The sequence below is a fragment of the Mucilaginibacter sp. P4_A11 genome (assembly GCF_056402535.1).
In genome coordinates this window covers 115310-140187 of record NZ_JBFUHE010000009.1, presented here as the reverse complement: position 1 = coordinate 140187, position 24878 = coordinate 115310, and the positions used below count along the sequence as shown (strand labels likewise).

Annotated in this window: 15 protein-coding genes; 10 read left to right on the top strand and 5 right to left on the bottom strand. The window is 45.2% G+C overall.

Translation table 11 applies throughout. The features are described 5' to 3' along the window. Positions 1-257 precede the first annotated feature (257 nt). From AC1DUD_RS18410 to AC1DUD_RS18395, 4 genes are all read left to right on the top strand, one after another. The gene (locus tag AC1DUD_RS18410; protein WP_477376988.1) at positions 258-2576 is read left to right on the top strand and encodes a PSD1 and planctomycete cytochrome C domain-containing protein; all 2319 of its coding nucleotides are present in this window, start codon (positions 258-260) and stop codon (positions 2574-2576) included. A gap of 4 nt (positions 2577-2580) precedes the next feature. After that, the gene (locus AC1DUD_RS18405; protein ID WP_477376986.1) at positions 2581-4038 is read left to right on the top strand and encodes a DUF1501 domain-containing protein; all 1458 of its coding nucleotides are present in this window, start codon (positions 2581-2583) and stop codon (positions 4036-4038) included. 214 nt (positions 4039-4252) lie between these two features. Beyond that, a complete protein-coding gene (locus tag AC1DUD_RS18400) occupies positions 4253-5278 on the top strand; it encodes an NHL repeat-containing protein (protein WP_477376984.1) in 1026 nt (341 codons plus the stop codon). A 20-nt stretch (positions 5279-5298) separates the two neighbouring features. After that, entirely contained in the window at positions 5299-7455 is a 2157-nt protein-coding gene (locus AC1DUD_RS18395; protein WP_477376982.1) for a c-type cytochrome domain-containing protein, read from the top strand. 144 nt (positions 7456-7599) lie between these two features. On the opposite strand, the gene AC1DUD_RS18390 is transcribed toward AC1DUD_RS18395, so the two are convergent. Then, on the bottom strand, positions 7600-8160 hold the full coding sequence (locus AC1DUD_RS18390; RefSeq protein WP_477376980.1) for an RNA polymerase sigma-70 factor: 561 nt from the start codon (positions 8158-8160) through the stop codon (positions 7600-7602). Between the two features lie 241 nt (positions 8161-8401). On the opposite strand from AC1DUD_RS18390, the gene AC1DUD_RS18385 reads away from it, so the two are divergent. The 5 genes from AC1DUD_RS18385 (at position 8402) to AC1DUD_RS18365 (ending at position 18440) form a co-directional block, all read left to right on the top strand. Next, complete coding sequence (locus AC1DUD_RS18385) at positions 8402-9466, top strand: FecR family protein (protein WP_477376978.1); 1065 nt, start codon at positions 8402-8404, stop codon at positions 9464-9466. A 222-nt stretch (positions 9467-9688) separates the two neighbouring features. Then, entirely contained in the window at positions 9689-13159 is a 3471-nt protein-coding gene (locus AC1DUD_RS18380; protein ID WP_477376976.1) for a TonB-dependent receptor, read from the top strand. Positions 13160-13182: 23 nt separating this feature from the next. Beyond that, on the top strand, positions 13183-14967 hold the full coding sequence (locus tag AC1DUD_RS18375) for a RagB/SusD family nutrient uptake outer membrane protein (protein ID WP_477376974.1): 1785 nt from the start codon (positions 13183-13185) through the stop codon (positions 14965-14967). Positions 14968-15135: 168 nt separating this feature from the next. Continuing rightward, a complete protein-coding gene (locus AC1DUD_RS18370; protein ID WP_477376971.1) occupies positions 15136-16266 on the top strand; it encodes an acyltransferase family protein in 1131 nt (376 codons plus the stop codon). A gap of 266 nt (positions 16267-16532) precedes the next feature. Beyond that, a complete protein-coding gene (locus AC1DUD_RS18365; RefSeq protein ID WP_477376969.1) occupies positions 16533-18440 on the top strand; it encodes a beta-N-acetylhexosaminidase in 1908 nt (635 codons plus the stop codon). A gap of 190 nt (positions 18441-18630) precedes the next feature. On the opposite strand, the gene AC1DUD_RS18360 is transcribed toward AC1DUD_RS18365, so the two are convergent. The 3 genes from AC1DUD_RS18360 to AC1DUD_RS18350 form a co-directional block, all read right to left on the bottom strand. Next, positions 18631-20247, bottom strand: a complete 1617-nt coding sequence (locus tag AC1DUD_RS18360) for an aminopeptidase P N-terminal domain-containing protein (protein WP_477376967.1) — start codon at positions 20245-20247, stop codon at positions 18631-18633. Positions 20248-20466: 219 nt separating this feature from the next. Beyond that, positions 20467-21462: a glycoside hydrolase family 43 protein gene (locus AC1DUD_RS18355; RefSeq protein ID WP_477376965.1), complete on the bottom strand. Its 996-nt coding sequence runs from the start codon at positions 21460-21462 to the stop codon at positions 20467-20469. 285 nt (positions 21463-21747) lie between these two features. Beyond that, positions 21748-22980, bottom strand: a complete 1233-nt coding sequence (locus AC1DUD_RS18350) for a DEAD/DEAH box helicase (RefSeq protein WP_477376962.1) — start codon at positions 22978-22980, stop codon at positions 21748-21750. Positions 22981-23195: 215 nt separating this feature from the next. Here AC1DUD_RS18350 and AC1DUD_RS18345 point away from each other — a divergent pair, with 215 nt between their 5' ends. Beyond that, a complete protein-coding gene (locus AC1DUD_RS18345; protein ID WP_477376960.1) occupies positions 23196-23696 on the top strand; it encodes a GNAT family N-acetyltransferase in 501 nt (166 codons plus the stop codon). A gap of 632 nt (positions 23697-24328) precedes the next feature. Here the strand turns inward: AC1DUD_RS18345 and AC1DUD_RS18340 are convergent. Beyond that, positions 24329-24763 (bottom strand): low molecular weight protein-tyrosine-phosphatase, encoded by a 435-nt coding sequence (locus AC1DUD_RS18340; RefSeq protein ID WP_477376958.1) that lies wholly within the window; start codon positions 24761-24763, stop codon positions 24329-24331. Positions 24764-24878: the final 115 nt, after the last annotated feature.

Here is a 24878-nt window from a genome sequence, read left to right as displayed (position 1 = left end):
TAACACCCCCTTTTTACGATAAAAAAAGCTAAATGTTAGCCCCTAAGCCCAATTTATTGCACTTACGCTATTTTCCCAATACCTCTCTACCAAAGCTCTCAATAACCCATATGTAAAAACATTTGTACAAAATGTATGAACATAAAGTTTTTCATACTATATTGAGCCCATAAATCGATTGCGGTACACAAATATGTATTTGCAAATTGTACTATAAATTGCATAACTTTAGTTTCTGTTTAACCAATTATAAACCCATGTACCGGAAGTTGTATTATGTGTGGCTTACAATAGCCATCTGCATGCTGTACACGTTTTATTCCTGCCATTCATCCAGCGGAGTGGCCGAAGAACAGGTGCCCGATACCATCAGCTACAACTTTAATATCCGGCCTATCCTTTCAGATAAATGCTTCAAATGCCATGGTCCAGATGCAAGTCATCGCGAAGCAGATTTAAGACTGGATATCGCTGAAAGTGCTTATCACGCGTTAAAAGATAATCCGTCGTCGCACGCGCTGGTTCCTGGTGAGCCAATGCAATCCGAGGTTTATCGCCGTATCTCTACCAAAGACACTACCGAGCAGATGCCCCCGGCATCCTCCAACCTGAAAAGGCTTTCGCCCTATGAAGTTGAGCTCATTCATAAATGGATAAAGCAGGGTGCTAAATATGAGAAGCACTGGGCTTTCGTTACCCCGCGAAATTATCCTGTCCCGGCAGTGAAAAATACCACATGGCCTAAAAACGCTATCGATAACTTCGTATTGCAAAAAATGGAACAGGCAAACCTGGAGCCCAATCCCGAAGCCGATAAAGAACGTTTGCTGAAGCGCATATCCTTAGATCTTACCGGTCTGCCGCCATCCCTTGCATTAATGGACGAATTTTTAACCGACAAAAGTCCCAATGCCTACGAAAAAATGGTTGACAAGCTCATGGCTACCCCGCAATACGGCGAAAAAATGGCGCTGCACTGGTTAGACGTTTCACGCTACGCCGACTCGCACGGGTACCAGGATGACAACTACCGTACACAATGGCCATGGCGCGATTGGGTGATCCATGCTTATAACGAAAACCTGCCTTATGATAAATTTATCACCTGGCAGCTGGCCGGCGATAAGCTTCCCAATGCCACTAAAGAACAATTACTGGCTACCGGTTTTAACCGCAACCATAAAATAACTGAAGAAGGCGGCGTAATTGACGAGGAATACCGTGTAAGTTATGTAACCGACCGTACCAACACCTTTGGTAAAGCCATGCTGGGCGTTACGCTTGAATGCGCCCATTGTCACGATCACAAATACGATCCTTTTTCGCAAAAAGAGTACTACCAGGTTTATGCCTTTTTTAACAATGTGAAGGAAGTTGGGCTGCAATCAACCGTAGGCGGCCCCGAAACCTACGCCAAGAACCCCATGATGCAGATCAGCAATGAGGATGTTAAAAAGATTCTGACCTTTGTGAACAAGCGCGATACCGATAAGCTTATCGTATCCATCATGACCGATAGTGACAAGGTGCGGTCAACCTATATCCTTAAACGCGGTAATTATGATGCCCATGGCGATGAAGTGCAAGCCGGTACGCCCAAATCGATATTACCATTCACCAATAACTACCCTAAAAACCGCTTAGGTTTGGCCGAATGGCTGTTCAACAAAAACAACCCGCTTACTGCCCGTGTGTTTGTAAACCAGATGTGGCAGGAATTTTTTGGCAAGGGCATTGTAAAAAGCTCGGGCGATTTTGGGATGCAGGGCGACCTGCCATCGCACCCCCAACTGCTGGATTGGCTCGCTGTTGATTTCCGTGATCATGGCTGGGATATCAAACGGCTGGTGAAGCAAATAGTCATGTCGGCCACCTACCGGCAATCGGCAGCAGTAACGCCCGAAAAGCTAAAAACCGATCCTGATAATACCTTATTGGCCCGGGGCTCAAGAGGTCGTTTACCGGCAGAGTTTGTACGCGACTTGGTTTTGGCCAGCAGCGGATTGCTTAACCCAACTATCGGAGGCCCGAGTGTTAACCCTTACCAGCCGCCGGGGCTTTGGGAAAACGCCACATCGGGCAGGGGGATTTTGGCAAATTATAAACAGGTACATGGGCCTAACCTTTATAGAAGAGGTATGTACACGCTGATTAAGCGCACGGTTCCGCCTGCGTCACTGGGTATTTTTGATGCCAGCAACCGCGACCAGTGCGAGGTGAAACGCCTGCGCACCAATACCCCATTACAGGCTTTGGTGATGCTTAACGACCCAACTGTACTGGAAAGCGCAAGGGTTTTAGCCGCAAAACTTTTACAGGATAAAAGCACATCGACAGAAAAAATCACCAAAGCGTTCCGGCTGATCCTGTCCCGGCATCCGCAGCAAAAAGAGCTGGACATTTTAACCTCATACTATGCCGATGAGTTAAAAACCATGAAAAAAGCCGATGCCGAAAAGCTGCTTGCCGTAGGCGAGTCGCCGGTACCGGATCAGCTGGATAAAGTAACCCTGGCAGCCATGATGAAAGTGGTTGACACCATGTATAATTTGGAAGAAGCAATAACAAAAACCTGAGCACATGGAAAAAGATTTTTTAGAGAGCAGGCTTAATATTAACCGGCGAAGGTTCCTTTCAAGGCTCAGTTTGGGCATTGGCAGCGTGGCCCTGGGTTCATTACTCATACCCGATCTGTTTAGCGGAAAAGGAGATGAGGCCGAAGCTGATTTTATTCCCGGCATTCCCAACTTTGCGCCAAAAGCCAAGCGAGTGATCTACCTGTTCCAGGATGGTGCGCCTTCGCAACTGGAATCATTTGATTATAAACCCAAGCTGCGCGAAATGATGGGGCAGGAGCTGCCGGCATCTGTGCGAGGCAACCAGATCCTTACCGGCATGACGGCCAAACAGGCTTCGTTTCCGCTGGTGGGTTCATTTTATGATTTTAAACAATACGGCGAGTCGCGCGCCTGGATCAGCGACATGTTCCCGCACATAGGCAAAATTGCCGATGATATCTGCATCATCCGCTCCCTGAACACTGATGCCATTAACCATGATCCGGCACTTACTTTTTTCCAGACCGGCGCACAGCAGGGCAACCGTCCAAGCATGGGATCGTGGGTAAGCTACGGCCTCGGCAGCGAGAACAAAAATCTGCCTGCATTTACCGTTCTGCTCTCTAAAGGAAAAGGAAACGGACAGGGGGTTTATTCCAAACTGTGGAGTAATGGTTTTTTAGATTCCATTCACCAGGGCGTACAATTTAGCAGCGGCGAAGACCCTATCCTGTACTTAAATGATCCCGAAGGACTGAACCGCCACGAGCGCCGTAAAATGCTGGACAACCTGGCCGCGCTTAACGACATGAACTATAAAGAGTTTGGCGACCCGGAGATAAATACCAAGGTACAACAATATGAAATGGCCTACCGCATGCAAACCGCCGTACCCGAAATTATGGATGTAAGCAAGGAGTCGGACGATATTGTAAAAATGTATGGGCCGGAATGCCTTATTCCCGGCACTTACGCAGCAAACTGTTTACTGGCCCGTAAGCTTTCAGAAAACGGGGTTCGCTTTGTACAACTGTATCATCAGGGCTGGGACCAGCACAGCAACCTGCCGCAGGAAATGGCCGGTCAGGCCAAAGATGTCGACCAGGCATCGGCAGCGTTAGTTACCGACCTGAAACAACGCGGCCTGCTTGACGAAACGCTAGTGATCTGGGGCGGCGAGTTCGGTCGCACCAATTACAGCCAGGGCAAACTGGAAAAAGCCAATTACGGTCGTGATCATCATCCACGCTGTTTCAGCATCTGGATGGCCGGCGGTGGCATCAAACCTGGCATAGTTTACGGCGAAACCGATGAGTTTGGCTATAACATTGTAAAAGACCCGGTGCATGTACATGACTTTCATGCCACCATTTTAAATCAATTGGGCATCGACCATAAAAAACTAACTTTTAAAAGCCAGGGCAGGAGGTACAGGTTAACCGATGTGGCCGGTAATGTGGTGAAGGGGATAATAGCGTAAACAACTGCCGCGGGATTAGCGCAGCGTATCCCGTGGTAAACCATAAATTTTAACCCGTCATTGCGAGGCACGAAGCAATCCCCAAGAGGCAGAGCGGCTAAGCAGATCCGCCCTGTACAGTTCGCGATTGCTTCGTACCTCGCAATGACGGGATGGACAAGGAATCAAAATAAATAATATCAGCGAGATCAACGCAATCATAAAAATCAACGGTATGGAAAGAAGAGAATTTATTAAGTACACTTCAGTTTTATCAGCAGGCTTTTTTATAGCTAAGGACATGTTAGCCAAAGATGACGGGCCAATTTACGGCCATGGCAATATGCGCTACCGCATGGATAAAAACTGGAGCAAGGCCGACTCACAGATAAACCCGGTGAATGATTGCCATGAGATGGTGCAGGATTCCAAAGGCCGCATTTTGCTGCTTACCAACGAAACTAAGAACAATGTGCTCATCTATAATAAATCGGGCAAGCTGCTAAGCACCTGGGGGCATGACTTCCCTGGCGCACATGGCCTAACCCTGTTTAATGAAAACGGCACCGAAGTATTGTTCATTACCGATACCGTAAAACACCAGGTTTATAAAACTACGCTGGACGGCCGTATCTTAATGACCATTGACGTACCACTGGAAACCGGCGTATATAAAAAAGCTGAAGAATTTGTTCCCACCGAAACCACTATCGACACCAACGGCGATATTTTTATAGCAGACGGCTACGGTGCACAGTATGTTACCCATTATGATAAAGATGGCAAGTTAAAAGGCTTCTTTGGCGGCAAAGGTGAAGGGGATGAACATTTGGATAACGCCCATGGTATCGTGATAGACAGGCGGTACAGTACACCGACATTATTAGTTACCGACCGTACGCGCAACTGCTTCAAACGTTTCAGTATGGATGGCAAATTGCAGGAAGTGATCAAGCTACCAGGCGCATGCGTTTGCCGCCCGGTAATAAAAGGAGATCACTTGTATGCTGCTGTGCTTCGCTCACCTGATTTGGGCAAGGAAAACACGGGCTTCACCACCATATTGGATAAGAATAATAAGGTAGTATCAAACCTCGGCGGCACCGAACCTGTGTATACCGACGGCGTGCTGCAACCTATGGCACAGGCCGAAAAGATCTTCCTGAACCCGCATGATGTTTGTGTGGATAACGACGAGAATTTGTATGTGGCACAATGGGCATCGGGCAAGGTGTACCCTTATAAATTTACCAGGGTTTAACTAAACACAGTCCGGCGTTTATGAAAAGCAGCCATAAAGGTTTTGCAGAGGCGGCGCTATTTGCGCTCAATATTTTCATTATTGTACTACTCATAGCAGGCGATAGCCTGGTTGTGCCGCGCTGGCTGCAACCGGTTGGCCGCATGCACCCGCTCATCCTGCATTTTCCAATTGTGATACTGATGCTGGCCATGGTGATGGAGTTTTTCCGTTACCGGGAAGAGTTTGTTAATGAAAAACTGTATCAAACTTTTACAAGCTACCTGCTGCTTTTAGGCGCACTGCTATCCTCCATAACGGTGATCATGGGCTTGTTCCTCTCGAGGGAACCGGGATACGAGAGCGACACTTTACAATGGCATAAATGGTTTGGCGTAAGCGTGGCATTTACAGGCTATGGTGTATATCTCATCCGCCACACTTCAAAATATACTGTAAGGCTGGCTAAGGCAGGAGCAGTGATAACCGTTTTCTGTTTGATTCTTGCCGGGCATCTGGGCGGCAACCTTACCCACGGCAATGATTTTGTTTTGGGCCCGGTGATGGACAGAAGTAAAAATGCCGTACCCATAGACCAGGCGCTGGTTTATAACGACGTTATCCGCCCCATATTCGAGGTAAAATGCCAAAGCTGCCATAATCCCGATAAAATGAAGGGTGGCCTCATGCTTACCGATTCGGCAGCAATAATGAAAGGCGGTAAAAACGGCAAACTATTTGTAGCTGGCGACCCAGCCATGAGCTTACTATTGCAACGCGTACACCTGCCTGAAACCGAAAAGAAGCACATGCCGCCAACAGGTAAAACCCAGCTTACCGATGATGAAAAAATGCTCCTTTACCTGTGGATAAAAAGCAAAGCCGGTTTCAGCAAAAAAGTGGTCGACCTGCCTACTTCCGATTCATTGCGGATGATCGCCGCCACCCGTTTAAAACCCGCAGAAAGCGAAGAAGAGGTTTATGGTTTTTCGGCTGCTAATGAAAAGGATATCCAAAAGCTGAATAATAACTACCGTGCTGTATATCCGCTGGCCAATGAATCGCCGGCGCTGGCGGTTAATATCTACAATAAAAGCACTTATAATGTTAAGGTGCTTGACGAATTAAATCCGATAAAAAAGCAGGTAGTATCGCTCGATCTGAACAAGATGCCCGTAAAGGATGCCGACCTGAAAACCGTTGCCAAATTTGAAAACCTGCGCAGGCTAAACCTCAATTTCAGCGATGTTACCGGCAAGGGGCTAAAAGAATTAACCGGTTTAAAATATCTCAAAAGCGTTTCGCTTGCCGGGGTTAAGCTCAATGTAGCCGATGTAAAGCAACTCATCGGGATAAAAAGCCTTAATGAACTGGCGGTATGGGATAGCGGCCTGAACCCTGCCGATCTGCAATCGCTTCAAAAACAAAACCCTAAGCTTAACCTGTTAACCGGCTTCAAAGATGACGGTAAGGTAATGAAGCTTACCAGTCCGCAGTTAAAGAACACTTCGGTTATATTTAAGCAGAGCTATGCCTTACAGCTTAGCAACCCAATAAAAGGAGCCGATATCAGGTACACCACAGATGGTTCTGTACCTGATAGTATCAATACTGCATCCTATAAACCGGGCGTTGTATTTACCCAAAGTACAGTGATAAAAGCAAGAGCATTTAAAGCTGGTTGGAAGGGCAGCGATACAGTACAGTTTAATGTTTACAAATGTGCCTATACACCCGATAGTATCAGCTTTATCAAATATCCTGATGATAAATACAAGGGTGATGGCGCAAAAACCATCATTGATAAAGAATTAGGCGGGGGCAATTTTGGCAACGGTAAATGGCTGGCATCACAAAAAGACCTGGCAGTTATTATGTGGTTCAACAACCCAATTGACCTGCATTCGGTGAGCCTTAATGTAATGCGCAATATAGGCTCGCAGATCTTTTTACCCGCCGGGGTTGAAATTTGGGGCGGGGCTGACCAGGATCATATGAAACTATTAAGCACGGTTAAAACAGCAATACCTAACCAAGCCGATCAGTTTGCGTTGATCCCGATGGATTGTAAGTTAAGATCGGCCCAAAAGGTGTCATGCATAAAACTGGTTGCCCAGCCTATAAAAAGTGTTCCGGCATGGCATCCGGCTAAAGGCAAACCGGGCTGGGTGTTTTTGGATGAGGTGTTTTTGAATTAGATATACCGTTCAGTTTTCTTCTTTATGTCATTGCGAGGCACGAAGCAGTCCCCAATTGGCAGAGCGGCTATGCAATTCTCTCTGTATAGTTCGCGATTGCTTCGTACCTCGCAATGACGCCTAGGGGAGTTACGCTAACCTCCCTTAAAAAAGCATATACGTCACATGCTTTAACACCTGGCGTAATTTTTCAAGGGCGATGCTCATTTGGCGCTCAACCGTTTTGGGGGAGATATTGAGTTGTACGGCAATTTCGCGGTACTTCATATCGCTGAAACGGCTCAGCACAAAAATCTCGCGGCATTTTTCGGGGAGGGTGGCAATAGCGGCTTCTATCTGCAGGGCAAGCTCCTTTTCTTCCAATCCATTTTCGAGCGTGTTGCGCAGCTCATCAAACAGGTTATTTTTTTCGAGGTAATTAACGTAAAGGTTTTCTATTTTCTGGCGCTTAAGGTAATTGAGGCTCCGGTTTTGCACCATTTTAAAAAGATAGGAACTTACTGATGCACAAAAGTTAACCTCATGCCCACGCTCCCACAGGTGGGTAAACACGTCAGCAGTAATTTCTTCGGCAATAGTTAAATCGTTCACAAAACGGTTGGAAAACAAAGTTAGCCGGGTATAGTATAGCCTAAACAGGGCTTCAAACGCTTTCGCGTCACCCTGTGTAAATGAGGTTATAGGAGGTTTGTTTTCCTGGATCATTAATCCTGCATTTAATTAATCCGAATACTTTTTAAAAAACTTTAACAAGTTATAAAATTTTTCGTTCTGTATCAAATTTAATATGGAAATAATGAAAAGCTAACCCTAAACATTCTGTAAAAAAACAGTTACGCGCAATATGAGGAGTGCATTTCTCCCCGCTGCCGAATAAAATTGAAAAATATTTCATCCTGCTTTGAGGGTATCCGTTTTTTCGATTGTCTTAACGATAATATTACAAATGGATAACGAAGAAGTAAAACTACTGTTGGTAAAATATATAACCGGCGAAGCAACCGCACAGGAGCTTGAGCAGGTTAAACAGTGGATAAGTGCGCACCCCGAGAACGAGCAGTATTTTGCACAACTGTACGAAACCTGGCATAATATGCTTTACCTGCAGCCGGCGGTTGTAAATAAAGATCATGCCTACAATAAGCTTTCGGCCGATATAGAGCCCAGGCAGCCATCGCGCTATGCAAGGCTGATCACCTGGGGTAAAGCCGCAGCCGCTATTGCTTTACTTGCGGCGGTTACCGCCACCTTATATAACAGATATTCAAAAAACGTAGAAAGTGTAAGGCAAATAGCCGCTAACCCCGGCGCCATTAAAAAAATTGTTTTGAGCGACGGCACACAGGTTTGGCTTAACGCGGGCAGCAAGCTTAATTATACCGCCGATTTTGGCAAAACAACCCGTACAGTTTACCTGGAAGGCGAAGCTTTTTTTGATATCGCCCCCGGCAAAAAGGAGATCCCCTTTATTGTTAACACAAAAAACTACACGATAAGGGATATCGGCACTAAGTTTAACCTGAAAGCATATGCTTCTGACCCGTTCTTTGAAACTACAGTGGTAAAAGGGGAGGTATCGGTTGAAGGAAATGTGGATAACAACGCCCATGAAATGAGCCGCATTTATGTAAAGCCGCGGCAGATGCTCAGGATCTACTATCGCCCTAAAAAGGAAAACTATAGCTATACCGCTCCTGATACCAAAAACCTGAACGAGATCCAGGTATCAGAGATCGACTCGGCCAAGCTTGACCGTTATGACGGCTGGAAGGAAAACCTGCTGGTGTTTGACGGCACCACGCTTAGCGAAATAGCCAAAGTACTGGAACGAAGATATAATGTAACCATAAACATGACCGATGCCGAATTGAGCGGCATCCGCTATTCGGGCAGCTTCAAAAACATCCCGAGTATTGAAAAGGTGCTGGCTATCATAAAGGCCAATACCGCTATCGATTATTCGGTAAACGGCAATACAGTAAACATTACACGAAACAACAATAATGATTAACAACTAACTAAAACCAAAAAAGGAAACTATGATGAAACACTAACATTCTCTTTTACATAAAAAACCCGGATGTGCTACCAACACGCCCGGGCTAAAGCAATCAAAGCTAATACCCTACGCTTGGGGAAGCATCGTATTAACTGATTAACAAACAAATTTATGATTAATTTTTACAGAAAGTCCATTCTGGCCGCCGGCCCGTGGCAAAAAACGATCAAAATTATGAAGCTGGTAACCGTTCTGCTCTTAACGGGCATTATGCAAATACACGCTGCCGCTTATTCACAAAACGTTTACAACTTTAGTGTAAACAATATTTCTGTTAAGCAAATGTTTAAGCAGATTGAAAAAAGCAGTAAATACACTGTTTTTTACAGGCTTGACCAGGTTGATGTTGACAAGAAAATAAACGTGGACGTGCAGGATGCGCCTATTGAAACCGTGATGCAGAAGGTGCTGCAAAAACAGCCCTTAACTTTCCAGGTGGTTGATGATATCATCATCATAAAACCGGCCGATGAAAAACCTATTGTCACTTTAACCGTAACAGGTGTGGTTAAAGACATCGGCGGTCAGCCCTTACCGGGGGTAAGTGTAAAACTTCGGGGCAGTAATTTGGGAACAGTTACCGACATCAATGGTAAATATACCCTTACCATGCCCGATGGCAAAGGTACGCTCGAATTCGGCTTTTTAGGTTTTACCGCGCAAGCCGTACCGGTAAACGGGCAAACAACCATTAATGTAACCCTGCTTGAAGAGTCAAAAGCACTGAACGAGGTGGTTGTGGTTGGTTACACTACACAGAAAAAGAAAGACCTCACCGGCGCTGTTTCCGTAGTTAATGTTAAAGATCTTAACAAACAGGCTTCATCATCAGTTATCAACCAGCTACAGGGCCAGGCATCAGGCGTTACGGTTACCGGTTCAGGCCAACCGGGCGAAGATCCGCAGATCCACATCCGCGGCTTTAATACCTTTGGCATCAACACACCTTTATATGTAGTTGATGGTGTGGAAACAACCGACGTAAGCACTATCAACCCTAATGATGTTGAATCGTTCCAGGTATTGAAAGATGCCAGCTCCGCATCTATTTATGGTTCGAGGGCTGCCAACGGTGTTATTATCATTACCACCAAAAAAGGTAAAGGCAAAGTAAACATCCAGTACGATGCTTACTATGGTACGCAAAAACCTAAAGGCGGCAATGTTTGGAATATTTTAAGTCCGAAAGATATGGCCACCCTGAAAATGACCGCGCAGAAAAACTCGGGCATTACCGATTTCACAGATGCACAATACAACCCGGAGGGCACCAGTTCAACCTACACCCTGCCTGATTATATTACACCGGCCGGTGCAAAAGAAGGCGATCCGTCTGTTAATCCATCCCTATATTATGTGAACCCCAACTTCACATCGCCCGACGATTATAACAGCTTCTATCGCATAACTAAGGCAAACAAAGCGGGTACCGACTGGTATCATGCTCTTTTTAAGAACGCCCCGATAACAAGCCATAACCTTTCGGTTAGCGGCAGTACTGATCAGGCCAGCTACTTATTCTCCTTAAATTATTTTAACCAGCAGGGTACTTTGATTGATACTTATCAAAAACGGTACAGCCTGCGTTCAAATACAACCTTCAACTTAACCAAACACATTCGCGTAGGTGAAAACCTGGCTTATACCATCACCAAAAACCCTAAGGTAAGTACCAACGACCCGGATGGTGTGATCACGATGGCCATCCGTGAGCAGCCCATTATTCCTGTTTATGACATTAAAGGCAATTACGCCGGTAGTTATGGTGCAGGCTTAGGCGACGCCAACAACCCTGTTGCTATCCAAAACCGCAGTGCTGTTAACGGTGCTATTGATTACCGCATATTGGGTAATATTTTTGCTGAGGCGGATATCATCAAAGGCCTTACTTTACGTACAAGCTTTGGCGGCGATATTGCCAACGGGCATGATCATGCTTTTTCTTATCCCACTTATGAAAACGTTGAAAACTCGTTAACAAACAGCTACAGCGAAGATTCATACAGCAATTACAATTACCTGTGGACAAATACGCTGACCTATCAGCGCGAATTCGGGAAGCATAGTATAAAAGCCCTGGTAGGTACTGAGGCTGTTTCATATTATAACTCCAGCCTTGGCGCAAACAGTAAAAACTATTACTCGTTTGATCCTAACTATGTAAACCTTTCAACCGGCACTCCTGGTAGTAACTATAGTAATAAAAGCTCGCACTCACTTTTTTCAGAGTTTGCACGCTTTGATTATGCCTATGATGACAAGTACTTGTTCAACTCAACAATTCGCCGGGATGGAGCATCTGAGTTTTCAGAAAACAACAAATACGGTTATTTCCCGTCATTTAGTGCAGGCTGGCGTATCTCGCAGGAAAGCTTCCTGAAAGACACCAAGTGGATCACCGACCTGAAATTCAGGGGTGGTTGGGGTATCATGGGTAACCAGATCAATATCAACCCTGAAAACGCTTTCACAACGTTTAATACTGCCATAGGCCAGTCTTATTATCCTATAAATGGCGGTCCGAATATTGTTCCCGGTTTCTTCCAGGCCCAGATAGCTAATCCTAATGCTAAATGGGAAAAAGATATCAACACCAACTTTGGCTTTGATGCCACATTGTTTAACGGAGAACTTTCTGTTACTGCTGACTACTATCGTAAAGACATCCGCGACCTGTTATTTAATGCACCGCAATTAGGAACAGCAGGTAACGGAGCGGTACCGTTCATAAATGTTGGTAAAATGAAAACTGATGGTCTTGATATATCGGTAACCGGCAATTTCAAAGCCAACAGCGACCTGAGCTTTACCACCACAGGAACATTTACTACCTACAATAACAAAATTAAAACCGTATCAACCGGTGCGGATTATTTCTATGGAGATCATTCGGGCAGGTTTGACAACTTCATAAGCCGTAACCAGGTTGGCCATTCATTAGGTGAATTTTACGGTTACCAAACAGATGGTTTCTGGAATACACAGGCTGAAATAGATGCGGCCAACGCATCGGCACAAAAAATTACCGGCGACCCTAATGAGGTTTACCAAACGGACGTTAAAGTAGGCCGTTTTAAATATAAAGACGTTAACGGCGATGGGATAATTACCGATGCCGACCGCACCTTTATCGGTAACCCGAACCCCAAAGTTACTGCAGGGCTTAACCTTAGTGTTAGCTACAAAAACTTCGACGCAAGTGTATTCCTGTATGGTTCATTTGGCGGCAAGATCTGGAACAACGTAAAATACTGGACAGATTTTTATTCATCGTTTGAAACCGCTAAAAGCCATACCGCTTTGTATGACTCGTGGACACCAACCAACCATAATGCAAAAGCACCAATCCAGGAGCTTGATGCCTCAACCAGCAGCGGCTCAACACCAAACTCTTACTTTGTCGAAAATGGCACTTATGTGCGGCTGCGTAACGCGCAGATCGGCTATTCATTTAACCTGAACAGCCTTAAAAAAATAGGTGTACAAAAACTAAGGATCTATGCTTCGGCAACCAACTTGTTTACCATTACCGGGTATAAAGGTGTCGATCCGGAGTTGAGTGGCTCTACGAGCACGTTCGGTATTGACGAGGGCAGCTATGGCAGTCCGCGCACATTTTTATTCGGTGTTAACTTTTCATTATAACAGATTATTCAAGAAGGATTACGATGAAAGCAATAAAACATATTACAACGATACTGCTGGGAGCCTTGGCACTTAGCGCATGTAAAAAATCATATTTAGAAAAGCCACTTACCGGAGCTCTTGAACCACAGTTTCTGCAAACTGAAGCAGGCGCAAATGAGCTGCTGATAGGGGCCTACGCAGTTCTTGATGGTCAGCAGGGCGGCGATGCTGCAGTTGGCGGCGGCGGCGCATGGGAAGCAGCACCAGATAACTGGATCTACGGTGGTGTTGCCGGCGGCGATGCTTCAAAAGGTAGTGTGGCGGGTGACCAAACCCCTATAGAACCCATCATGAAATATAACTCGGATGGCAGTAACGGCTTTTTCGACAGTAAATGGCGAGCCGATTATGAAGGTGTTTCACGTTGCAATAACACCATAAAATCAATCATGAGCATTCCTAAAATAGCTGATGCAAATAAAACTAACCTGTTGGCACAAACCAGGTTTTTAAGGGCGCATTACTATTTCGATCTGAAAAAGATGTTCAACAACGTTCCTTACCTTGACGAAACTACTACCGATATCAACCAGCCAAACTCGGGTGTTGATATATGGGCCAAGATTGAGGATGATTTTAAATACGCTTACGCCAATCTGCCAACTACGCAACCAGACGCAGGCAGGGCAAACAAATGGGCAGCAGGCGCATACTTAGCCAAAACATACCTTTTTGAGCATAAATACACCGATGCCAAGCCAATTTTTGATGCGGTGATAGCACAGGGCGTAACTGCCAACGGCAAAAAATATGCCCTTAATGCAAAGTTTAACGACAACTTCCGCACGGCTACCAACAACAGCGCCGAATCTGTATTTGCAGTTCAGGCTGCTGCCAATGCCGATCCTAACGGCCCTTCGCAGGCCAACAACGGCGATATGCTGAACTTTCCTTACGGTAACAGTAGTCCGTTCAGCTGCTGTGGCTTTTACCAGCCATCGGTTGATCTGGCAAATCACTTCCGCACTAACCCAACAACAGGCTTGCCTTATCTTGATGATTATAACAGCCACGCCATTAAAACTGACATGAACGTTGCCTCAGCAAAAGCCTTTACACCGGATGCAGGCACTATCGACCCTCGTTTAGACTGGACTGCCGGCCGCCGTGGTATCCCTTATCTTGACTGGGGCTTACACCCAGGTGCCGACTGGATCCGCGACCAGGATTATGCCGGCCCTTATTCGCCGCTTAAAAACGTATACGGACAGGCCGAACAGGAAACCAATGGTGATAACACCTCATGGGCACCAGGTTCAGGCATTAATTACAACCTGATCCGTTATGCCGATGTACTGCTGATGGCCGCCGAAGTTGAAGTTCAGGTTGGTACTTTGGATAAAGCCGAAAGCTATGTAAACCAGGTACGTAACCGCGCCGCTAATCCCGCCGGCTTTGTACACAAATACACAGATGATGAAGATCCAACAGGCGGCTTTACCGACGAGCCTGCGGCTAATTATAAAGTGAGCCCTTATCCGGGCGGCGCTTTTGCAAGCAAGGATTTTGCATTGAAGGCCATATACTTTGAGCGCAAAATAGAGCTGGCAATGGAAGGCCACCGCTTTTTTGACCTGGTACGCTGGGGCATTGCCGATACCGAGCTTAACGCTTACGTTGCCTTTCAAAGCACTATTACCAATGATGTTAAGAATGGCAAATTCCTTAAAGGCAAAAACGAATATTATCCTATACCACAAAGAGAAATTGACCTTAGTGTAAAAGGCGGATCACCGGTGCTGAAACAAAACCCGGGCTACCATTAATTAAAGCTAAAAGCAAAACACGCAAAGCCGAAAGCTATTAAACTGGAGGCGTTCCGTTTTGTAACGACTTACAACTTACCGGGGAATACGTTTCCCGGTAAGTTTATTATCTTGCCTTAACATCCCTGCTTTTTAAACAAGCTGATTATAAACTTTTTTAACCCATTTATGGACAAATCATCATCGCGGTTTTTATCGCTGGATGTATTTCGTGGCATGACTTTATGCTTCATGATCATTGTAAATACGCCGGGAAGCGGAGCAGCCGCTTTTTCGCCCCTTGAACACGCCGCATGGCACGGCTTCACCCCAACCGATCTTGTGTTCCCTTCCTTTTTGTTTGCAGTAGGCAACGCCATGAGCTTTTCTATGAAGCGTTACCAGGAAATGGGTAATGCAGCTGTGCTAAGTAAGATTTTCAGGCGTACCCTGCTCATATTTTTGATAGGATATCTGATGTACTGGTTTCCGTTCTTTTCAACCGGTGGCGGTCATTTTCATTTAAAACCCATTGCTCACACCCGTATTATGGGCGTTCTGCAGCGTATAGCTTTGTGCTACTGTTTTGCATCGCTCATGATCCATTTCCTGTCGAAACGGTCGGTGTTTATTTTATCAGGGCTATTTCTGGTTATCTACTGGATCATCCTGCTTGTTTATGGCAACCCGGCCGATCCGCTGAGCATGACCGGCAATGCAGGCATCTATCTTGATAAATTTTTGTTTGGTGTTGATCACCTGTATCACGGCGAGGGGATTCCGTTTGAACCGGAAGGTGTGCTAAGTACCTTACCAGCCATCGTTAATGTAGTGGTAGGCTATTATGCTGGTAAATTCATCCAGCAAAAAGGAAAGGGCTATGATACTACCACCAAGCTGTTATTAACCGGCTGTTTGTTCATCTTTTTGGCCCTGTGCTGGAACATGGTTTTCCCGATCAATAAAAAACTTTGGACAAGCTCATTTGTGCTGGTTACTACAGGACTTGATCTGGTGATCCTGTCGGCATTGATCTACGCGCTCGAGATCAATAGCTGGAACAAAGGTAACTGGGCACTCTTTTTTACCACCATGGGTAAAAATCCGCTGCCCATTTATGTACTGTCTGAAATATTACTGATTCCGGTAAGCATGATCATCATAAGCGGCACCAATGCTGTCGACTGGATCAATACTGCTTTTTATCAAACCATAGCTCCCGGCCCCATAGGTTCATTATTGTTTGCCATCAGCTTTATGCTGGTCTGCTGGCTGGTTGCCTATATACTTGATAAGCGGAAAATTTATATCAGGGTGTGATTTGGAATGTCGGATTTCGAATGTTCGATTTCGGATTTAGGTGGATTTTATCGCCCGGCGGCTGTGTCCTCACGGCCGCATACTGGCGTTTTTGTCTGAACCCGAATTTATAGAATTAAGTAATTACCAGAATGCTCAGCAAATTCAAAAAATCCAATAATTCCTTAAAATTCGAGTTCAGACAAAAAAAACAAGGTTCAGAAAACACTTCTTAATATTATTTGAAAAGTCTAATTTGCGTACATCCAATTAAATAACAATTCTTTATGAAGAAATTATCCTTATTGCTTTGCGGCTGTATGGCACACCTGCTTTCCGTAGCCCAAACAGCAAAACCGGCCCTCGCGCTTATCCCGCAGCCGGTAAAAGTTACCCAAACCACCGGCGAATTTGTGCTACCCAAAACGGTAGTTGTAGAGGCTGGATCATCGGCAGACGTGGCAAACGTTACGGCCTATCTTAAACGCAAACTCTCAACTGCTACCGGAACTTTTGTAACTGTAAAAGCCGCTGCACCAACAGCAGCTATCAGGCTGATCTTAAATAAAACAGTCGATACAACGCTCAAAACCGAAGGCTATAAATTATCAGTAACACCTAAAAAAGTAGTGATCCGCGCCAACGATGCTGCCGGGCTATTTTACGGCATACAAACATTTTTCCAGTTGTTACCTAAAGAAATTGAAGGTCTGGAAGTAGCCAAAGGCATAAAATGGGTTGCTCCCTCCGTTGAAATTACCGACTACCCAAGGTTTGCATGGCGAGGATTAATGTTTGATGTAGCACGCCACTTTTTCACCAAAGCCGAGGTTAAGCAATACATCGACGCTATGGTTAAATACAAATTCAACCTGCTGCATTTACACCTTACAGATGATGAAGGCTGGCGCGTGGAGATCAAAAGCCTGCCAAGGTTAACCGAAGTAGGAGCGCACAATGTGAAAAAAGTTGGCCAGTTTGGAACTTTTACAGCCCCCGCCGCTAACGAACCACGCACATATGGCGGTTTTTATACCCAGGATGATATCAGAGAGCTGGTACAATACGCTAAAGACAGGTTCGTTGATATCTTGCCTGAGATTGATGTACCGGGCCATAGCCTTGCTGCTGTAGTTGCTTACCCTGAACTTTCATGTACCCCGGGTGCTGATAAGTATGTAGTAAACTCGGGCGAGCCCTTTATGGACTGGAGCGGTCCGCATAACAGGGCTATCGTTGATAATACCCTTTGCCCGGCAAACGAAAGCGTTTATACTTTTTTAGATAAGGTAGTAACCGAGGTTGCCCAGCTGTTCCCATTCGGTTATATCCATTTAGGCGGCGATGAGTGCGCCAAAAATTTCTGGGAACAAAGTGATGCCATCAAAGCGCTGATGGCCAAAGAAAACCTGAAGGATATGAACGAGGTACAGGCTTATTTTGAAAAACGACTTGAAAAAATTGTAGAATCAAAAGGTAAAAAGTTCATGGGCTGGGATGAGATCATTGAAGGCGGCCTTGGCCCTAATGCAGCCGTAATGAGCTGGAGGGGAATCCAAGGTGGGATCACCGCTGCCAAAGCAGGCCATGAGGTGGTAATGAGCCCAACAACGTTTGCTTATTTAGATTACATGCAAAGCGACCGTGTAAACGAAACCAAGATCTACGCCACGCTTCGTCTAAATAAAACTTATTCATGGGAGCCGGTGCCTGACAGTGTTGATGCACGCCTCATTAAAGGCGGACAGGCTAACTTATGGACAGAGCAGGTGTACAACATCCGCCAGGCCGAATATATGACCTGGCCGCGCGGCATGGCTATTGCCGAGGATGTATGGTCGCCAAAGGGAGCTAAAAACTGGGACGGATTTTTCAGCAGGGTTGAAAAACATTTCCCGCGCTTTGATGAAGCCGAAACCAAAATAGCCCCAAGCGCCTATGACCCATCATTTGATGCTGTATTAAATCCGGATAGCACGCTGAAGATTACATTAACCAACGAGGTTAACGGGTTGGATACTTATTACAGCTTTGATAATTCGTTCCCCGACAGGTTTTATCCTAAATATACATCACCGATAGATGCCCCTAAAGATGCTACTATGCTGAGGGTGATCACCTACCGCGGTAAAAAACCGATTGGCCGTATGGTTACTATGCCACTGGCTGATTTAAAAAGCAGGATTAAGAAATAACAATAGTTTTCTTATACAAAAAGCCCTTCGGATTAAGTTCCGAAGGGCTTTTTTATTGGCTTCTAATTAGACCGTCATTGCGAGGTACGAAGCAATCGCGAACTTTACAGGGCGGATCTGCTAATAGGGGATTGCTTCGTGCCTCGCAATGACGTCTTTTATATATTCACTATCTTGCTTAATTTTTATTTTACTTCAGCTCCGGAAATTTAGCGGCTTCAAAAATGCTTTTCTCAGTTGCAGCTTTTTCAACATCCTGCCATTTGCGTGGCGCATCTATTGACAGGATAGTACCTTTGTCTTTACCTATCTGTACATCATCCTCAATACGTACACCAATGTTCCACCATTTTTTATCGCATGGACTGCCGGCTGGAATATAAATACCAGGCTCAACGGTGATCACCCAGTTCTCTTCCAAATTACCGCGACCACCCTTGTCATGCACATCAAGCCCTAAATGGTGCGAACAGCCGTGAGGATAATATTTACGTACTTCAGTTGCATCCTTGATGATACCAAGCTTGATCAGCCCTGCTGATAATACCTCTACCGATTTTTGCTCAAGGCTTGCGTACGGAACACCTGCTTTACATAATTTAAAGATCTCTTCCTGGGCGTCGTATACCAACTGGTAAATAGCTTTTTGCTCTTCGGTAAATTTACCGTTGGAAGGTACAGTACGGGTAACATCGGCAGAGTAGCCATGATATTCAGCGCCAACATCCATCAACAGCAACTGGTTGTTAAGTTTTGTAGCCGAGTTTTCTTCATAATGTAGGATACAGCCATTTGCACCAGCGCCTACAATTGGCGGATAGCCTTCATCTTCTGCACCATATCTTTTGTGTACATAGGTCATGATCCCTTCCACCTCGCGCTCGCTCATAGTTGGCTTTACCGACTTCATTACTTCCAGATGGGCGAGGCTTGATATTTCAACAGCTTTTCTTAACACAGCTATTTCCTCCGGTGTTTTTACACCGCGCAGTTTATTTGTAAATGTGCTAAAGCCGATATTCCCGCCCAGCGTATTACCTATTTTGGCTTTAACAGCCACAAGTGTAGCCGAATCGGGCTTAGCTAATAACTCCTGCACCAAAGGACTTGTCTTGCTTAGGTCATTATTGTATTTGCCTTTAAAATAAGTAACCATACGCGATAGGTTTTGAGCTGTGACCCGATTGGCGATCAGGTTCAAATCGCTTACAGCCTGCCTGTCAACATCGGCAATACCGGCTTTAGTTTTAAAAGCAGCTATTAGTTTTTTAAGTTCACCTGTCGATCCATCGCCGGTAACATCTTCGGGCAGCGCATCATAATACACATTGGCAAACTTTTTAAAATCAACGGGGAATTTTGCAAAATCCTCACTGTTGTAAGCCCGCTTAAAGCCAAGCTGCGATTTAGCGCCTTCAACACCCAAACGCCTGCCTGTCCACTGCTCGCGACCGGCATCGCGGTGACGTACAAACAAAACTTCGTTATAGCTGCTGTCGCCATCGGCCTGCGTGTCTTTAAACACTAACAATACCGAATTTGGCTCCTTATATCCCGAAAAGTAATACAGGTCAGGGTTAGGATGATATACATAATTAACATCGTTCGAAAACACCTGCTCGGGGTAGGAGAAGATCACCGTTACCGAATTGGCCGGCATCAGGTCGCGCAGGGCCTGACGTCTTCCGGCGTGAAATTCTTTGCTTAAATAATCAGTGGGTAAGTTTTCGGCGGCTTGTCCGAAACAGCGGCTGCTGCCAATGAGGGCAATTAAAACTACTAATGCCCGAAAAAATGATCGCGTCATAATAATAAAGGAATAATGTCAGTCAAAAAACGGTTTAAGATACTAAATTCAGGAAATATCACATTCACCCTTTTAGGGGGAATTGAACGATATATATGGTAATAAAAACGCCATTGCGAGGAACGAAGCAATCCCAAACTGCACAGAGGGACCTGCTTAGCTGCTCTGCTAATCGGGAATTGCTTCGTGCTCAATGACGGGTGTAGAAAATTAGTCGGGCTACTTAATCTTCCTCGCCGTTACACCTTCATTGGTGATCTTCACCGGCAGGATCTTACCATCCTTGTCAAAATACATTTTATCAATGCAGGTAACGCGGTGGTTGCCGTCTGTTTCAGTTAATGGGCGGCGGTGGTAAACAATATACCATTCATCCTTTCCCGGTACCTGGATCACCGAGTGGTGACCTGCCCCAGTGGCTATGCTTGCATCCTGCTTTAATATGGTGCCAATACGGTTAAACGGGCCAAAAGGCGAATCGCCAATGGCATAAGCTACGCGGTAATCCGGACCAGTCCAGCCGCCTTCGCTCCACATAAAGTAGTATTTGCCTTTGCGCTTAAACATCACCGGGCCTTCAACATAATCTTTAGGAGTGATCAGCTTATAGGTTTCTCCATTATCAAATGGTTCAACGCCGGTAAAATCGTTTTTCAGTTTTACAATATTACACTGGCCCCAGCCACCGTAAATCATGTAGTACTGGCCATTATCGTCTTTAAAAACAAACTGATCGATAGGCTGAGCTTTATTAATGATCTGTCCTATTAATGGTTTACCTAACAGATCCTTAAACGGACCTTCGGGTTTATCGCCAACGGCAACACCTATTCCACCAATTTCATTGTTGTTCTGGATATCGTTAGCGCCGAAAAAGATATAATATTTGCCATCTTTTTCAGTCACCGCAGGAGCCCACATCGCGCGCTTTGCCCATTTTACAGCAGCAGTATCAATGATACGCGGGTGCTTTGTCCAGTTGATCAGATCCGGCGATGAAAAAGCATCCATAAATACCTGGTCGTTATATTTAGCCGAGTAGGTAGGATATACCCAGTATTGCTTGTTAAAGATCTTAGCCTCAGGATCGGCATACCAGCCTTCAACAATCGGGTTACCGGATGTCTTTTTCTCTTGTGCTAATGCTTTGTTCGCAGATGTGGTAAGTGCCACACCTAATGCTGCCAGTAAAACCAGTTTTTTAGGGATGATCATTGGAAATAGATTTTTGGTCTAAGATATTAAAATTGATAAAACGTTTTAGTAATGGTACACTAATTTATTCGAATTGAAGCGAATTACGCGAATTTAAGATTACCAGGATTAAAATAGTGAGCTACAGAGAAATCGCTTTTAACCACGGCAGATATAAAAACTATAAATGAAAAATTTTCACACTAATTTTTACGTATTAATCTAATTACACGAATCTTAAATTAATTAAAAATTTGTGTAATTAGATTAAATTGTGTTCAACTTAAAGGTATTCGTGAAAATCTTTTAATTACCGGTGTTCTGTTGTTTCGGTTTCTTTTTGCCCCAGCGGCGGTTGGGTTTGCGTTTAGCATCTCCTCCTTGTGCTGATTCTGGTTTAGCAGCTTGTATGTTAGCCAATTCATCCGGAAGCTCCATCAGCTTGATAGGTTTTTCTATCAGCTTTTCAATGCTTTTAAGCTTGCGCTCGTCGCGGTGGTTAACAAAAGTAATAGCAGTACCTGTGGTGGCAGCGCGGGCCGTACGACCAATGCGGTGAATATAATCCTCCGGATCGCCGGGAACATCATAGTTGATTACCAGGTCGATACCTTCCACATCAATACCCCGCGAAAGGGCGTCGGTACCTATGATAACGGGTAATTGCTTGTTTTTGAATTTAAGCAGGATCTCCTCACGCTCTTTCTGCTCCAGGTCGGAGTGGAAGGACATCGCGTCGATCTTGATGGCTTTAAGTTCTTTGTATAATGCTTTAACGATCTCTTTACGCGAGGCAAAGATGATGATACTTGTAAATGCCGAATCTCTCAGGATATGCTGCACCAGCGGCGTTTTTTGCTGATCGTGCACCCGGTAAACCTGCTGATCGATCCCAACGGCCGGCTGCGAAATAGCGATATTGATCTGCTCAGGGTCTTTCAAAATAGCCTTGGCTAATGAACGGATACGGCCGGGCATAGTGGCCGAAAACAACAGCGTTTGCCTTTCTTTAGGCAGATAGCTGATGATCTTCATGATATCGTCCGAAAAACCCATGTCCAGCATCCTGTCGGCCTCGTCAAGTACCAAATGAGTGAGGTGATTAAGTTTTAATATGCCAGATGTAAGGTGGGCAATAAGTCTGCCGGGAGTAGCCACAATGATATTTACATTATTCTGGATACCACGACGTTGCTGTTCATAAACAATGCCATCGCCGCCGCCAAAAACAGCGATGGAGCTGATGCCTGTAAAATAGGCAAGGCCTTCAACCTGCTGATCTATTTGCTGGGCAAGCTCGCGGGTTGGGGCAAGTATAAGGGCACTGGTATGGTGTTTATTTGTTTTGCTGATGCTGTTTAAAACAGGCAGCAAGTAGGCACCAGTTTTACCGGTACCGGTTTGAGCGCATGCAATCAGGTCGCGCCCCTCCATAATGGTTGGGATGGCCATGGCCTGTATGGGTGTAGGGTTTAGGAAACCCATACTCTCTACACCTTCAAATAATTGCTCGTTAAAATTAAAATCCTGGAAAGTCACTATATCTTATAAGTAAATTATGCAAGGTATAAAAAATTTAACGGTAAATGAGGGTTTTAGCATAATCAGCTACCGTTAAAGGACCAGAATAATTAATCGGTTCACCACCTGTTCAATACAGGAGGCACCTTGTCCTGCAAAATTTACTTGCAGCGCTCTTTAATGACACTCATCTTACCTTCACAATCAATTCAAAAATTTATTTTTGAACACCTATGAATATTATCACTCAAACACCACGCCTGCTGATCCGCGAATTTACTGCCGAAGACGAAGAGCTTTCTATCCTGATAGATGCTGATGACCGCCTTACACAATACGTAAAAAAGCGCACTCCGCAGGAGAGTAAACAGGTTTTTAAAGATACGCTAAAGGAATACAAGAACGGAACCGGGCTGGGCAGATGGGGGATTTTTAATATTGTCGATAACGATTTTATAGGTGTTTGCGCCCTCAAACCCAGTGATTACGACCGAAGCCGAATTGAACTGGGCTATCGCCTGCACCTCAAATACTGGGGACAAGGCATTGCCACTGAATTGGCGGAAGCTTTAGTTAACCACGGCTTGAATAAAGTTGGCTTAAAAGAGGTTTGCGCCGTTACCCATCCCCAAAACGCGGCATCACAGAGGGTGCTGATCAAAGCAGGTTTTGTGCGGGAGGGGATTGTGTTTTGGTATGGGGAAGATGTGCCTTTTTTTAAAATAGAAAAATAAAATATGTCATTGCGTTTAAATTCGGCCAACGCTGATAGTGAAATGACAAGAGAGGGCTGGTCAGTCTGAGCCTGTCGAAGACTCGCGCGTAAAGGCCTGCCCACCATGCTTCGACAAGCTCAGCATGACATGATAAATAAAGAATGTTCCCGTCAGCAGCTAAGCTTCGGGTGAAAACGGGCAGAACAATGGTGGTCTTGAGCGCAGGAAGGGGCATAGCAAGTTTTTGCAGAAGCATTAGGAAAGCGCGAGCGCAGCAGGGCAAAATAATTGCAGCCCGTGGTTCTGTTCGTTTTGCAGGGCAAAGGCCCGTGCGGCAAAGAAGCCTATCTGCTGACTTGACTTTTTGGATACTTTTGTGTCAAGACAAACGGCGGAGCCTTCTTGAGCACCTAAAAAAATGAATAATAGCGAAAAACGTATCTGGCCCCGCGCGGCCAAGAGCGCGACGATGTAAGTTCATAGAAAAAAGCTCGTTACCTGCCTGTCGGGGATTGCTTCGTGCCTCGCAATGACGTGGTGGAGATGTCATTGCTCCTTCAGAGTCCAACGGATTTAAATACTCAGCATGACCCTTAACATGTCTCCTAATTATCTAACCTTTACAGCAATGACACGTGATATTTAGCGGGTTATCTCAAATCCCTTATAATATCCTTACACCCGTTTTCAATCAATTCAAAAACCGGTTCAAACTGGTTGTCGTCATAGTATGGATCTGGCACTACCTTATCGCCTAAAAGGAGTTTTACTTTTGCAGCCTGTTCTTCGTTGCGGGCCATGTTAAGTACGTCGCTCAGGTTATTACGGTCCATCACAAAAATATGGTCGAACTCATCAAAGTCAGCACGCTTAAACTGGCGGCATACCTGCTTGCTGATATCAACACCATGATTACGTGCAGCGCGAATCGAGCGTCTGTCAGGAGCTTCACCTACGTGCCAGCTCCCGGTACCTGCCGAATCAACATCCCAGCCCAATCCGTTTTCATCTGCCAGGTGCTGCATGATCCCCTCCGCCAGCGGCGAACGGCAGATATTGCCCAGGCAGACCATTAATATTTTCATTTCTGTTAGCTTAAAGCAAAAAGCCGAAGGCAAAAAGCTTTTTTCACCTTCGGACTCTGCCTGTTTTTAATATTATCGTCACACAAAAGCTTTCGGCTTTGAGCCTTTAGCTTTC

What these genes read in the sequence shown, in the direction of transcription:
- AC1DUD_RS18410 (WP_477376988.1), top strand. Translation starts at nt 258, where the DNA reads ATGTACCGGAAGTTGTATTATGTGTGGCTTACAATAGCCATCTGCATG.
- AC1DUD_RS18405 (WP_477376986.1), top strand. Translation starts at nt 2,581, where the DNA reads ATGGAAAAAGATTTTTTAGAGAGCAGGCTTAATATTAACCGGCGAAGG.
- AC1DUD_RS18400 (WP_477376984.1), top strand. Translation starts at nt 4,253, where the DNA reads ATGGAAAGAAGAGAATTTATTAAGTACACTTCAGTTTTATCAGCAGGC.
- AC1DUD_RS18395 (WP_477376982.1), top strand. Translation starts at nt 5,299, where the DNA reads ATGAAAAGCAGCCATAAAGGTTTTGCAGAGGCGGCGCTATTTGCGCTC.
- AC1DUD_RS18390 (WP_477376980.1), bottom strand. Translation starts at nt 8,160, where the DNA reads ATGATCCAGGAAAACAAACCTCCTATAACCTCATTTACACAGGGTGAC.
- AC1DUD_RS18385 (WP_477376978.1), top strand. Translation starts at nt 8,402, where the DNA reads ATGGATAACGAAGAAGTAAAACTACTGTTGGTAAAATATATAACCGGC.
- AC1DUD_RS18380 (WP_477376976.1), top strand. Translation starts at nt 9,689, where the DNA reads ATGAAGCTGGTAACCGTTCTGCTCTTAACGGGCATTATGCAAATACAC.
- AC1DUD_RS18375 (WP_477376974.1), top strand. Translation starts at nt 13,183, where the DNA reads ATGAAAGCAATAAAACATATTACAACGATACTGCTGGGAGCCTTGGCA.
- AC1DUD_RS18370 (WP_477376971.1), top strand. Translation starts at nt 15,136, where the DNA reads ATGGACAAATCATCATCGCGGTTTTTATCGCTGGATGTATTTCGTGGC.
- AC1DUD_RS18365 (WP_477376969.1), top strand. Translation starts at nt 16,533, where the DNA reads ATGAAGAAATTATCCTTATTGCTTTGCGGCTGTATGGCACACCTGCTT.
- AC1DUD_RS18360 (WP_477376967.1), bottom strand. Translation starts at nt 20,247, where the DNA reads ATGACGCGATCATTTTTTCGGGCATTAGTAGTTTTAATTGCCCTCATT.
- AC1DUD_RS18355 (WP_477376965.1), bottom strand. Translation starts at nt 21,462, where the DNA reads ATGATCATCCCTAAAAAACTGGTTTTACTGGCAGCATTAGGTGTGGCA.
- AC1DUD_RS18345 (WP_477376960.1), top strand. Translation starts at nt 23,196, where the DNA reads ATGAATATTATCACTCAAACACCACGCCTGCTGATCCGCGAATTTACT.
- AC1DUD_RS18340 (WP_477376958.1), bottom strand. Translation starts at nt 24,763, where the DNA reads ATGAAAATATTAATGGTCTGCCTGGGCAATATCTGCCGTTCGCCGCTG.